This is a genomic window from Candidatus Erwinia haradaeae (assembly GCF_900698885.1).
In the GTDB taxonomy this organism is placed as follows: domain Bacteria; phylum Pseudomonadota; class Gammaproteobacteria; order Enterobacterales; family Enterobacteriaceae; genus Erwinia_E; species Erwinia_E haradaeae_H.
In genome coordinates this window covers 552,193-566,647 of the sequence record NZ_LR217705.1, presented here as the reverse complement: position 1 = coordinate 566,647, position 14,455 = coordinate 552,193, and the positions used below count along the sequence as shown (strand labels likewise).

The following is a 14,455-nucleotide window of genomic DNA, read 5'->3' as shown; positions in this document are numbered from 1 at the left end:
TATGTGACTAAACATATATGTAACTAAAAATTGAATCATGCTCTTTATCTTTTACATTATTATAATTTGTATTGCAGCGATGATATCAATGTTATATTTTACTCTGATATATTATCATGTTAAAATTTTTTAGAAAAATATTTATTTTATACACGCTATGCTTAGTATTAGATGGTTCGTGAATTCGTAATACATATTACATTCTATTATTATCAAGACACAATCTTATCATCAAGCACCTGATTCGATATGGCAAAATTACCAGTCTTTTAATCTATCGTAATAAGATTCTGAACTAAAAAACTCGCACAGCAAGTAAATATGATGTGATCCAATATACTTATTTTAATACTGATAATATAAAAATTACTCATTATAAGCTCTACAGCGTTACACGTTACGCATATGCGTAATTTTTATTTAATTCAAAATATTGAGGTATATGTAGCAAGACGAGCAGTCATTACCTCGGAGACAGTATAAAAAGATCCAAAAACAATGATAATATCCCGTGAATTAGCGTTTTCTAATGCATAATGCCATGCATTAGAGACTGATTTAAAACACATTGCTTTTTTAAGATAAGACATAATATGAACAGCGCTACTTCCACGCGGTTGTGTTAGTGATGCACAGTACCAGTAATCTATCTGGGGTACCAAATAATTCAAGGTATTAGAGATATCTTTATCCTGGCGCATACCTACTATTGCATGTATTTTGGCGTATTGTTTTATTTTTTTAAGTTGTTTAGATAAATAATGCGCTGCATGAGGATTATGTGCTACATCCAAAATAACCCAAGGCGACTTAGATACTATCTGAAATCGACCAGGAAGAGCGGCTTGTGGCAAAATATCACGAATCATCGCATCATGAACTTTTATTGGTGATATGCGTACTGCTGCAATAGCAGTGGCAGCATTATCTATAGGTATTTTTGGTAATGGAATAAAGCTAATCTTTCCATTAACATCTTCAAATTCCCAACTATTTCCGGTGACGCTATAGGACCAATCACGATTTCTTTGGTGTAGCTTTGCCCCTATATATTGTGCTACTTTTCTAATGGAATTAGGCATGCCTGGATCACCAACTACCGCCGGCTTACCAGTGCGAAATATACCAGCCTTCTCTCGACCGATACTTTCACGATCTGACCCTAACCACGTCGTGTGATCTAGTGCGATACTTGTAATTATAGCTATATCTGCATCAACAATGTTCGTGGCATCTAACCGACCACCAAGACCAACCTCTAGGATAACAATATCTAGTTTTGCCTCTCTAAATAACCATAGAGCGGACAACGTTCCAAACTCAAAATAAGTTAGTGAAATATTTTTACGTCCCATGTCAACTACTGAAAATGATGTAATAAGTTCTTCTTCTGTTACTTCCCTCCCGCGGATTCGTATACGTTCATTATAATGCATAAGATGCGGAGAATTATAGACTCCCACCTGATAACCTGAGGCTAATAAAATTAGCTCTATAGCCCGACAAGTAGTACCTTTTCCATTGGTTCCAGCAACAGTAAATATAATAGAAGCAGGAGTAAGAAGATTTAGAACCATGGCAACATGTCTAACACGTTCAATCCCTAGATCAATTGGTTGAGCATGTAAATTCTGAATGTGGTGCAACCATTCACTCAGTGTTGATTTAATTTTCAAAAAGTATCCATGATATTTTATGATGTTGATTACTGAATTATATTCATAATATTACATAAATTTTTTTATGCTCTAGTGCATTACTTAACCCTATTCAGTCACACTAGCGTTCTTATTCTCAGAATCTGGCACTGGAAGATTCATCATCTTCGCAAGGATACATGCTAATTTAAAGCGCATCACTGGACGACGCAATATCATATCAATTGCACCTTTCTCAAGTAAAAACTCGCTTCTTTGAAATCCAGGTGGTAATGTCTCATGAAGTGTTTGTTTAATGACACGAGGACCTGCAAAACCAATTAATGCTTTTGGTTCAGCAATATTAAGATCTCCAAGCATTGCAAGACTAGCAGACACTCCACCCATGGTTGGATCTGTTAGAACCGAAATATATGGTAAACCATGCTCTTGTAATTTTGCAAGAGCTGCGCTAGTTTTAGCCATTTGCATAAGAGATATTAGCGCCTCCTGCATTCTCGCTCCCCCAGAGGCAGAAAAACAAATCATTGGACACTGATCTCTTATAGCTTGCTCTACTCCGCGCACAAAACGTTCACCAACTACAGAACCCATTGATCCGCCCATAAATAAAAACTCAAACGCTACTGCAATAACTGGTATACTGTGTATAGCGCCCTTCATTAGTATCAATGCATCCTTTTCTCTAGTGGCTTTCTGAGCAGAAATCAGGCGATCTTTATATTTTTTAGAATCTCTAAATTTTAGGATGTCTTTAGGTTCTAGTTCTATCGCCAACTCACATAGTGAACCTGGATCTAATAGACTATGCAGACGATCTCGAGCGTGCATTCTCATATGATGATCGCATTTTGGGCAAACATTAAGATTACGTTCCAATTCAGCGCGGTATAGAACCTGACTGCAGCTATGACATTTTGTCCATACTCCTTCAGGAATATGCGCTTTACGCGACGGGGTGAGTCTCCTTGTAGAAAAAATTCGCTCAATCCAGCTCATAAATGGCCTGTTACTTTTATATGATTTTTTCTGAATAAAATCTATCTTTTAAATAGAATCTATCGCATGTAGTTTAAAAATTAATAAACATAACATAACATAACATATTATATTATGATTTAATGAATATATGCTTGAATTCACTTAATGAAGTTATGATAATTTTGTTAATCAGTATTCTAAATACTAAGATTTCTACAAATAATTATTTAAATAGCATATTTTTTGTAAAACTGTAAAATAAATAAAATCAAAAGCCTTAATTCTTATATATCATAATAATACTAAAATCTAATGACACATATTCTAATTATACTCGTGATATCATTAGAGTGTGATATTCTAGATAACATTTTCTGTAAATATACACGTTAGACAATTCATGAATGCTCTTCATTAAAAGAGCATAATATAATCATTAATACTCCAGATTTAACAATCAATAGAACAAAGCTTCAACCAACCTATTGAAAATATCTGATATATTAAATAATAAGCTGGATATTACCTTCAATATAAAAAAATAAATCTAATGTCTACATAGAGAAAGGATTCTCCTGTAATCTCACTATCTATTATCTAAAAATTATACAGTGTGTTTATTTCTATAGATCATCGTCTCATATCAAAAGATGATCTTTAATAGACATATTAGAAAAAACCTTAAGTCATGGACTTGATATTACCTGACACTAATCTTTATACATTTTATATATTTGATATAGATTTTTCTAAATGTCATAATTTTTATAATTATCTTAAATTAAGACAAGCAATGATAAAACTCTTATATACATTGAATTTCCTACGCATAATTAAAATATAATTATCATATCTGTGATTATAGGTTGATATTACTGAAGTTATTCCTAATGAAAGGGGGTTAAATGTATCAAGATATGATTCGTGATGAACTGCAGCAAGCATCAAAAACATTAAATGCATTTCTTAGTCATAAAGAAAATCTTGAAGCAATTCAGTTGGCAGGTATATTATTGGCTGATACTTTTAAATCTGGAGGTAAAGTTTTATCTTGTGGTAATGGAGGATCGCATTGCGATTCAATGCACTTTGCAGAAGAGTTAACCGGTCGTTACCGCGAAAACCGTCCAGGATATCCAGCGATTTCTATTTCTGATGTTGGGCATTTTTCTTGCGTGAGTAATGATTTTGGTTATGATTATGTTTTTTCTCGCTATATTGAAGCTGTAGGTAAACCCGGAGATATTTTAATGGGAATATCAACTTCAGGTACTTCAAAAAATATAATAAAAGCAGTTCAATGTGCTTATTTACAAGGTATGAAAGTTATTATGCTAACAGGTTATAAAGTCAGTGCAATCAATGGTATGGTAGATGTAATTATCCGTGTTCCTCATATTGGTTATTCTGATCGTATCCAAGAAATTCATATTAAAGTTATTCATATTCTTATATTACTAATTGAAAAAGAAATGACAAGAAAAAACTCTGTAATTACCATATGATAATTTCTATATATTTTAGAGATTCTTAATACGAGTAATATAATATCTGTTAAAGTATATAAAATATATTTCTCCTGTACTATCTTGCATGATCTTGGAGATTGAAATAAATCATAAATAATTAGAATTTAAACAATTGATATATTTATATAATAAAAGATAGTATAATCATACTACTAATTTTCGTAACATCTAGAAATTAAAAATCTATACAACAGCTGCAATAATTAATAAATTTTGATTACTTTATAGATTATGCTTTCAGTTTTTAATTGCAATTCTACTATCTAACTTACCCGAGATCATTAACATGATATCTAAAGATATTCTCTTTAGAATAAATAAAATATTTATCTCATGCTGATATTTTTTATAAAACAATAGATAAAACAATATACACGGTAAAGTACCTTTACCTAGAATAGGCTAACTATCAAGGAGAGCATCATGTTAGCAGAATACCAGAAGCATGTTGCTGAACGTAAAAACCAAGGAATTCTACCAAAACCCTTAAATGTGAACCAAGTAACTCAGTTAGTTAAGTTATTACAAGAGCCTTTTGCAAAAGAAAAAGAACTTCTACTTGATTTATTAATGTATCGAGTACCACCGGGTGTTGATGAATCATCATATATCAAAGCATCATTCTTAGATTCTATCATAACAGGTCATACAATCTCCCCTTTTGTTACTCCAGAAAAAGCAGTAAAACTACTAGGTACTATGCGAGGAGGTTATAACATTGATATCCTTCTCAAAATACTTGATAATAATAGATTCTCCATGCTTGCTGCTGATTGTCTATCTCATACTTTACTAATCTTTGATTATTTTAATGATGTAGAAAAAAAGGCAAAAAAAGGAAATATATACGCTCAAAAAGTTATGCATTCATGGGCTAATGCTGAATGGTTTCTCGAGCGTCCAATATTAGCTAAAAAAATTACATTAACGGTATTTAAAGTAGCAGGTGAAAGTAATACTGATGATTTATCTCCTGCTACGGATGCATGGTCTCGACCAGATATTCCATTACATGCACTGGCAATGTTAAAATATCCTCGTGAAGGCATAAAACCAGATAAAGAAGGCATTATTGGTCCGATAAAACAAATAGAGAATTTAAAAAAGAAAGGTTTTCCTTTAGTTTACGTAGGTGATATCGTAGGTACAGGCTCATCACGTAAATCAGCTACGAACTCAGTACTATGGTTTATAGGAGAGGATATCCCATATGTTCCCAATAAGAAAAGTGGGGGGATATGTCTTGGTGGTAGTATAGCTCCTATTTTTTTTAATACCATGGAAGATGCAGGGGCACTACCTATTGAGGTAAATGTAGAGCGTCTTAGAATGGGGGATATAATTGATATCTATCCATATCAAGGTGAGATTCGCAGCCATCAAACTAATGAAATATTAGCTAAGTTCTCACTTAAAACCAAGGTTTTATTAGATGAGGTACGTGCCGGAGGTCGTATTGCGCTTATTATTGGACGTTCTTTAACTGAAAAAGCTCGAACTGCATTATCACTACCACCTTCGGATGTATTTTTAGCAACACAGACTCTTGAAAACAGTCAATCAAATTTTTCTTTAGCACAAAAGATAGTAGGTCGCGCCTGTGGCCTTAAAGGAGTTTATCCAGGTACATATTGTGAACCAAAAATAACTTCCGTTGGCTCGCAAGATACCACTGGACCAATGACTAAAGATGAACTACAAGATCTAGCCTGTCTAAGCTTCTCTGCAGATTTAGTGATGCAGTCGTTTTGTCATACCTCAGCTTATCCTAAGCCTATAGACCTGTTAACTCATGATACGTTGCCAAATTTTATGATGGATCGTGGTGGTATTTCTCTACGACCTGGAGATGGAATTATTCATAGCTGGCTTAACCGTATGCTATTACCCGATACTGTTGGTACTGGCGGTGATTCACATACCCGCTTTCCTATTGGTCTTTCTTTTCCAGCTGGTTCTGGTTTGGTTGCCTTCGCTGCTGCTACTGGAAAAATTCCACTAGATATGCCAGAATCAGTATTGATACGTTTCATAGGAAAAATACAGCCACATATTACCCTACGTGATGTCGTTCATTCTATCCCATTTTATGCTATTCAAGCAGGCCTTTTGACTGTGAAAACACCAAACAAGAAAAACATATTTTCTGGTCGGATCATGGAAATTGAAGGCCTACCAAATCTCAAGGTAGAACAAGCATTTGAGTTCTCAGATGCGTCTGCTGAACGCTCTTCAGCAGGGTGTGTTATTCAATTAAGTAAAGATTCAGTCATAGAATATTTAAATTCTAATATTATACTATTAAAATGGATGGTTCGTCAGGGTTATGGCAACATATGCACTATTAAGCGTCGCATCAGTCGCATGGAGGAGTGGCTAAGTTTTCCTCAACTCCTGGAAAGAGATGTAGATGCATCATATACTGAAACGCTAAATATTAATCTATCTAATATTACAGAACCGATTCTATGTGCTCCAAATGATCCAGATGATGCCTGCGTTCTATCTGACGTCTCAGGAACTCCTGTTAACGAAGTATTTATTGGCTCCTGCATGACTAATATTGGTCATTTTCGTGCAGCTGGAAAATTACTAAAAAATAAACTGACAGGCTCCCTAAAAGCCCGTTTATGGGTAGCGCCCCCTACAAAAATGGATGTAAGACAATTGACTCAAGAAGGTTATTATAATATTTTTAAGAACAGTGGTGCACGCATTGAGATGCCGGGTTGTTCACTATGTATGGGTAACCAAGCTCGTGTATCTGATGGCACTACAGTGGTGTCTACTTCTACGAGAAATTTCCCCAACCGACTTGGTAATAAAACAAAGGTTTTTCTTTCTTCTGTCGAACTTGCTACTATTTCAGCAATTTTAGGTAAATTACCTACTTTATCTGAATACTATATGTTTATGAAAGCAATTAACTCCACCTCTATAGATACCTATCGTTATTTAAATTTTAATGAGATAGAAGAGTATTCTAATAAAAAAAATACTGTAATTTTTCAAACACCGAAATATAAAGCAGATTGTTCACCATAAATTATAAAACATTCTAGCATTTTTTATAATTACTAAACAAAATGTATTTTTAAATAAAAATATAAATAAAAAATTTAATCTCGAGTGCTCTATAATTTTTTGCATATTTTTTATTTTTCTTTTGTAGTTTTTATTCTATTGAAAAGTAATAAGAAATACTAATATTTAGCTATTAATTTTCTTTTAAACCATACTGTAATAATATTATATTCTAGAATGAAATTCATGTTAACAATCTTAGTTAATAATTTGTTTTAGGAATATTTATTTAATAGATTGGTCATCTATGTATTATAGATTACATCTATGTTATGATACATTTATGGTAATGCGCTATACATCTTTTACTATTCAAAGATAGTTATCCTAATTGAAGTATTGCCTCAATATATACATAACCTCTATATAGTCATAGTCTTTTCGTCAGATAAAGAATTTTTTGTTAAGGGTGTATATATCATGAATATGTCATCATATCTTATGATTTAGAATGGTAAGATATTTAAATTATCTCCGTCTATTATCAAAATTTTATATAACCTTAATAGTTTCGAACTGATTAGATTTATCGTACAGTAAACAAGAGTTATTAGCTAATTATAGCTATAAATGATATTTTTTCTAGATTACGAAAACGATATTAATCTATACAGTTCCATTGAATTTTATGAGTGTTTTATATAAATTAGAATCTAGTGCTTATATTTACCATAAAAGTAAAAAATGTAATAAAGGTTTTATTTTTCTGCATTATACACTGATAAGTGTATCTATTTCACATATAAATCTTTCAAAAATACTCTTAAAAATTTTATATCCTTTTGAATAAGTAAAAAATGATAATGCGCCTTTTATTTAACGACCAGCTACACATATGACTAATCATGTGATACTTAAAAAGATGTCAAATCATATGCTATTTTTTATCAGTATTGGTATTACACGTATCGTGTAAAATACTCATAAAACTATAAATTATTTTTAAAAGTTTTTTCTAAAGATAAAGTATATTACTGTCTTGCTAGACGAGTACGATATGGTACGTACTCAGCATTACTACGCCAGGGATTAATATCTATTCCACCTCGTCGTGTATAGCGAATATACACGCTCAATTTCTTTGGATTGCAATATGTTATAATATCATGAAAAATTCTTTCGGCGCACTGTTCATGAAATTCATAATGCTTTCTGTAAGAAATGAGGTAACGTAACAAAGGTTCATGATGAATTCTTAAACCATAATAGCTAATTTGTATTGTAGCCCAATCTGGTTGTCTAGTAATTAAACAATTAGACTTAAAAAGATGACTGACTAATTGCTCTTGAGCAATATCCGAGGCGGTGCTATTATGCAAGTAATCAGAATTAAGTTCGTAATTATTAATATCAATATCTTGCTCATCGATACATATACCAGGTAAATGACCAATAGTTCTCTTGCGTATATCTTGAAGTCGAAATAAAGTAACCGTAACAAGTCCTATGGCACAATTACTAAGATCATATTCTATAGTCTGACGAACTGCCTCTGAACTTATAAATCGAGTTTGACTAAAGCTATTTAAGTATAATTTTAAGCTTTTAGATTCGATTAAATTAACACTGCGCATATCTAACGCCAACTCTCCAATCGCGACTTGTGGCAACCCTTTTTGATTGAGCCAAGATATTTCATATAATGTCCAAATATCTTCTCCGGTTAGCCCTGTTTGATTTAGATCAAAATTTATCAACTCCCTGTTAAGATTACGCGGGATGGCTCGCAGAAGCATAGGCTGATAAATATCATGATATTTTGTAGGCTTTCCAAGAAACTGTTCTGATAAGATATTTTGATTAAAATAGTTAGACGTAGACATAATAGTTTCCTGAATATTAAGTATCTCATTAAAAATAAACTGTCTGAATACTATGTAGTGACTTTTAAGACTTTTAAGCTAAATAAGATATGTAATAACCTAAACATCTTTTTCCTATAAAGACCAGCTATACCGACAACAGACCAATGTGCAATACATTTAATAGGTGTCACATATTAAATGTATATAAAATATTTTAGTCTTTTTTGTTTTGACATCTTTAGTTAAAAACTGATTTTGTTTTTTCTTAAAAAAATCATCAGTCACTTGGTAATATAGATAGTTTTTTCTCATTGTAATGAAGATAGAAAAATAAGACATTTAGCCATAGTTATAATAATACTAATAATTAATAGAAGTGAGTAATAGCTCAACACTCACTTTAAGTAAATATATTTTTACTTTTAAGGTAATAACCTTAAATTTATACCTAATTTAATTTAAGAATTTTCTACAAATATACAGAAAATATGTATTTTTTATATTAAGATAGAAATAATCACTAAATTTATCTATTGATCTTATAGTTAAATACTTAATAATTTTACAAGCTTAATCAGCATTAATGTATAACACTCGAGATATCATACATAAAGTTATAATTATATGCTCTCAGGTTTAGATTCATCTATCGTCAAATAATAAATCATTGTATTATTCTAGATAATCTATCATTTTAAACATTTTATATTTAATGTTAATTAGATATTACATACTATAAGCAGGAAACAATAAAGATAAATAGCTATAATCAATTTGAATATATCTAATATTATAAATATTATTTATATTATATGTACCATGTAAATATAAAACTATTTCTTCATCTGCCTTTCATTCTTTTAGATAATCATGTATGGTTTGAAATACTTATAACTTATCAAAGTTAATATTTATTAACGCTTATATCAAAAAAACTTTCTTTACTTTACTTTATCAATCTGACAAATAGAGAGAGTTTATTAAAATAAAAAGATATAGGAAAAGATAACGTTAGTTCTATTACTATCTTAGCAATCTAATTTTAAATTAGATGACATAGATTCTATTATTATTTTTAGATAAAAAAAATTAAAGAGTTTTAATATATGCTATCGATTGATAATTGATAGAAAGCTTAATATATTTACACTAAATCAAATTATTGATACTGTGACGACGCAGTATAGATTCTGTCTGCAATATATTTTTGTTTATATTATATATAATTTTTATTAAAAATAAAATTACATGTTCTTAAACTGGATTAGTAGCAATAATTTTTGCGATACGATCCGCTTGTGCATTTAAGTGTAATTGACGGTAAGCATTTTCCATTAACTGTAAAGCTTGATGAGTTGCCTTTGAATCTGGATAATCTATTAGCATTTTATCTACACGATTAACCACTGCTATATAAGCTCCACGTTTCTCATAAAATTCAGCCACGGATAACTCATGTTTTGCTTGACATTCTTTTAGAAAAATAAGACGTTTACGTGCATCAATAGCATATTGACTATTCGGATAATTGTGTAACATTTGCGAGAAACTATTAAATGCAGATAATCTATGGATCGGATCTCGATCTGATCGATCAATACCAAAAAAAGTTTGTATCGGGTTATTATCTTTTTCCATATATATTAAACCACGCATGTACATAATGTAATCAAGATTTGAGTGGTTTGGATATAGACGTAAAAAGTGATCAATGGTTTCTAATGCTAAAGAAAAATTATTATTTTTGTAATATGCATAGACCAAGTCTAATTGCACCTGTTCGCAATATGGACTTAATGGATAGTTGGCATTAAAAGTTGTGAGCTGTAAAATAGCTTTTTTAAAACCTCCGCGCTGTAGTTCTTTTTCGGCATGTGCTAAAATCATGCCAGGCGACTGATTTGGCGCTATACCACTAGACCCAGTACACGCATATAGCAGAAAGCTGTGTAGTACGATAATTGAAAAATATTTTATACGAATCATGAAGATTATTGTATCCTTGACGGTTTATGCGAGAAGCGTCTCACTCAGTATGTAGTAGTAATTTAGTTTTGGCTAAATAGTAGCCGAAATTAACACCACATGATAGTCTAACGTGAAATTACAACACTCTTATTTATGCAAATTTATGCAAAAAAAAATAAAACTTAACGCAAAAGTGTCTACACTACAACTTGGCCAACGTTTAGATCAAGCATTAAAAGAATTATTTCCAAACTACTCACGTTCTTGTTTAAAAACATGGATTCTTAATCAATACGTTTCTGTTAACGGAGTTATTGTTGATAAAGCTAAAAAAAAGGTATCCGGTGGCGAATTAATTAGTATTGATGCAGAAATCAAAGAAAGAATCTTCTGGGACTCCAAGGAGATTCCATTAAATATTGTTTATGAAGATGATGAGATTCTTCTCATTAATAAACCTAGTAAATTAGTAGTACATCCTGGGCCAGGTCATTATGATGACACCATTATGAATGCCATGTTATACCATTTTCCAGAGAGCGCTTGTATTCCTAGAGCAGGTATTGTGCATCGTTTAGATAAGGACACAACTGGCCTTATGGTAATAGCAAAAACTATTTCTGCGCACAATTATCTTTTAAAGAATTTACGAAAAAGAGAGATTATTCGTGAATATGAAGCAATAGTTACGGGTCAAATAATTACTAGTGGAAAAGTTGATGCACCAATAGGTCGTCATATCAGGAAACGCACCCATATGGCAGTAAATTCTATGGGAAAACCCGCGATAACTCATTATAGTATTATAAAAAATTTTCGCAATCATACCTGGCTTAGGTTACAACTAGAAACTGGTCGTACACATCAGATCCGTGTTCATATGTCACATATCACACACCCAATTGTTGGTGACCCTATATACTCTGGCCGTCCTCACCTACCAAAGGGGTCTTCAGAGGTTTTTATGGCTGCTTTATCTGCTTTTAATCGTCAGGCACTACATGCCACTATGTTACGCATGAATCATCCTATATCTGGTATAGCTATGGAATGGCATACTGAACTACCTATAGATATGATAGAATTGATTAATGCAATACAGACTGATACGGAAAAATTTAAACACTAAGAGGACTAATTATTGATTAGATTTAATAGTTGCTAAAAGTTATTAAGTGTAATAATAAAAATCATTACAACAAGGTATTATATGCATGAATTACATGCCAATATAAACACAATCTATAAAATGGCTCATATTTTAAAAATCATCAAAAATTTGGATCATGTGATATACATACAATATTATTATAAAATAATATATACAACATATAATAAAAGCTATTGATACTAAAATCAGAGATATTTTATGATCTGATAGCATATCAAAATAGAAACAATCTATTGTAGAAGATCTGATTCTATAAGTATTATAGCATAATAGCAGATTATGATCTTAAAAAACATGTTTATTGATAAACACTAGTAAGGTATTACTAATAGTATTAATTATGACTATAAAATAGCATATTTTAATTCTAATAGCATTAGACACCATTTATTTAGCCTAAAAATATACTAAATTTTATAAATTTCTGGTAAGAATCACTGAATAAAAATCTGAGCTATATTTAATAAAATTAGATCAGATTTCTATAATAGATTAAATAATAAATGCAAGAACAATTATTAATACTGCAGTGTTTTACTTATATTTTTAGGATTTCCTAGTTATTCTCATGAGTTTCTATAGTTAAATACCATACCTATCCATTGCGTAATTACCATACGTTCTGTGTATCTCGCTAAATATCAATACAAAGTGACAATTCATATTATCACGCTTGATTTAATCTATCATAGACTAATAATTTATAATTAAGATTTATTTGATATATGAGAAGTATCTAAATGATTTTTATATACTCATATCACTATAGTATAGTCGCATTAATATAATATAAAAATTTTATATATAGTTATTAAATAATACGTATCATATTTTATGCTACATTATCATAACAAGCGTATAGCACGTTAGCTTAGTATCTTAACATGCGATATTTATATTTTAAAAATTAATAAGCTCTCTTGGCTCTAAAATATTAGAGATTATCTATCCGTTTTCCTAATCTGGCTAGCCATTATTATATGCAATATCAAAAATATTTATATAAAAAATTTCTGATAAAAAGTTCAATGCAGCTTCTAGATATCTATTTATGATTAAAGAAAATGGTATAAATATAACTATCATTGTATGTTTATTGAAAAGTTTTACATCATTATTAGATTAATAGTCAACGTCAGTTATATAAAAATAATCATAATTTTAATAAAATTAAAAAATATTAAATTTAATCTTTATAATGAATAGAAACCGGTTTAAATAGTATTTAAATAAAGGATTATTACTATATGATTCAATAACCTTATAAATAAAATGCTAGATTTTTTTCAGATATATGGTTAAAATATAAAATAAAAATATAAAATTTACTGCATAATATTAGAAACATATAAAATTAACTCTTAATATTTTTTCTTGATAGATCTATCTTAGAAGACATTTAAGAATCGTATAATACTTTTAACTAAATTTTTAATTAACCAATCTTTAAATTATATATATCCATGCTCAACTGGATTAAAAGGAAGAAGAATCTTTAAAGAGCCCTACTTTTAAATCAGTAGCAGTATAGATAATTTGACCATCTACTATCACTTCACCATCCGCTACACCCATAATAAGTTTACGTTTAATAATGCGTTTAATATGAACAAGATAAGACACTTTTTTAGCACTTGGTAAAATCTGTCCGGCAAATTTTACTGAACCAACACCTAGTGCACGACCTTTACCTTTTCCTCCCAGCCAACCAAGATAAAAACCAACTAGTTGCCACATGGCATCTAATCCTAAACAGCCCGGCATCACCGGATCACCAATAAAATGGCACGAAAAGAACCATAAATCTGGATGAATATCTAATTCTGCTAAAACAAAACCTTTATGATATTTTCCATTAGTTTCTGTAACATGTACGATACGATCGATCATTAACATGTTACCAGATGGTAATGGAGGACCATCTATACCAAAAAGTTCAGCACGTCCAGAGGCAATTAGATCTTCTTTTGTATAAAAAATAGATTGATTTAGCATATTCCATAAACCTTATATTGGTTAATTATATGTGGAAATCCGAAGGTATACAGTTCGTGCTGTATTTGATAGTACTCATAATTATAGAATTTCTATCAAAACTAAATAGACTGAAATATATGCAAGAGTTTTAGATAAAACCCAATGTGCTTTCTCTCTATTTAATAATCCTTCTTTTAATGCATTTATTCAAAATCAGAAAAAGAGCGATCATAGTACATATTATAAATTAAAATTACTCTTCGGAATTACAGGTAATTCCGT

General features: G+C 30.7%; 8 protein-coding genes. 3 read left to right on the top strand and 5 right to left on the bottom strand.

Annotation, left to right across the window (positions count from 1 at the left end; genetic code table 11):
• Nucleotides 1-425: 425 nt before the first annotated feature.
• Together folC and accD are read right to left on the bottom strand one after the other, a co-directional pair.
• On the bottom strand, nt 426-1,676 hold the full coding sequence (gene folC / locus ERCISPPS3390_RS01790; protein WP_231517344.1) for a bifunctional tetrahydrofolate synthase/dihydrofolate synthase: 1,251 nt from the start codon (nt 1,674-1,676) through the stop codon (nt 426-428).
• A gap of 90 nt (nt 1,677-1,766) precedes the next feature.
• The gene (accD, locus tag ERCISPPS3390_RS01785) at nt 1,767-2,657 is read right to left on the bottom strand and encodes an acetyl-CoA carboxylase, carboxyltransferase subunit beta (protein WP_197095136.1); all 891 of its coding nucleotides are present in this window, start codon (nt 2,655-2,657) and stop codon (nt 1,767-1,769) included.
• An 887-nt stretch (nt 2,658-3,544) separates the two neighbouring features.
• Between accD and lpcA the strand changes: the two genes are divergently transcribed.
• Nucleotides 3,545-4,144 carry a D-sedoheptulose 7-phosphate isomerase gene (lpcA, locus tag ERCISPPS3390_RS01780; protein ID WP_197095135.1) on the top strand — a complete coding sequence of 200 codons (600 nt, stop codon included), beginning with the start codon at nt 3,545-3,547 and terminating at the stop codon, nt 4,142-4,144.
• Between the two features lie 447 nt (nt 4,145-4,591).
• Nucleotides 4,592-7,213, top strand: coding sequence for a bifunctional aconitate hydratase 2/2-methylisocitrate dehydratase (locus ERCISPPS3390_RS01775; protein WP_197095134.1), 2,622 nt, complete (start codon nt 4,592-4,594; stop codon nt 7,211-7,213).
• 1,010 nt (nt 7,214-8,223) lie between these two features.
• On the opposite strand, the gene queF is transcribed toward ERCISPPS3390_RS01775, so the two are convergent.
• On the bottom strand, nt 8,224-9,075 hold the full coding sequence (gene queF, locus ERCISPPS3390_RS01770; protein WP_197095133.1) for an NADPH-dependent 7-cyano-7-deazaguanine reductase QueF: 852 nt from the start codon (nt 9,073-9,075) through the stop codon (nt 8,224-8,226).
• Between the two features lie 1,236 nt (nt 9,076-10,311).
• A complete protein-coding gene (bamD, locus tag ERCISPPS3390_RS01765; protein WP_197095132.1) occupies nt 10,312-11,043 on the bottom strand; it encodes an outer membrane protein assembly factor BamD in 732 nt (243 codons plus the stop codon).
• 145 nt (nt 11,044-11,188) lie between these two features.
• Here bamD and rluD point away from each other — a divergent pair, with 145 nt between their 5' ends.
• Nucleotides 11,189-12,154: a 23S rRNA pseudouridine(1911/1915/1917) synthase RluD gene (rluD, locus tag ERCISPPS3390_RS01760; protein ID WP_197095131.1), complete on the top strand. Its 966-nt coding sequence runs from the start codon at nt 11,189-11,191 to the stop codon at nt 12,152-12,154.
• 1,518 nt (nt 12,155-13,672) lie between these two features.
• Here rluD and fabA read toward each other — a convergent pair.
• The gene (fabA, locus tag ERCISPPS3390_RS01755) at nt 13,673-14,191 is read right to left on the bottom strand and encodes a bifunctional 3-hydroxydecanoyl-ACP dehydratase/trans-2-decenoyl-ACP isomerase (RefSeq protein WP_197095130.1); all 519 of its coding nucleotides are present in this window, start codon (nt 14,189-14,191) and stop codon (nt 13,673-13,675) included.
• Between the last annotated feature and the right edge of the window lie 264 nt (nt 14,192-14,455).

Bases quoted from the DNA above. Each gene is read 5' to 3' on its own strand.
- queF (WP_197095133.1), bottom strand. From the start codon at position 9,075: ATGTCTACGTCTAACTATTTTAATCAAAATATCTTATCAGAACAGTTT.
- bamD (WP_197095132.1), bottom strand. From the start codon at position 11,043: ATGATTCGTATAAAATATTTTTCAATTATCGTACTACACAGCTTTCTG.
- accD (WP_197095136.1), bottom strand. From the start codon at position 2,657: ATGAGCTGGATTGAGCGAATTTTTTCTACAAGGAGACTCACCCCGTCG.
- lpcA (WP_197095135.1), top strand. From the start codon at position 3,545: ATGTATCAAGATATGATTCGTGATGAACTGCAGCAAGCATCAAAAACA.
- ERCISPPS3390_RS01775 (WP_197095134.1), top strand. From the start codon at position 4,592: ATGTTAGCAGAATACCAGAAGCATGTTGCTGAACGTAAAAACCAAGGA.
- rluD (WP_197095131.1), top strand. From the start codon at position 11,189: ATGCAAAAAAAAATAAAACTTAACGCAAAAGTGTCTACACTACAACTT.
- fabA (WP_197095130.1), bottom strand. From the start codon at position 14,191: ATGCTAAATCAATCTATTTTTTATACAAAAGAAGATCTAATTGCCTCT.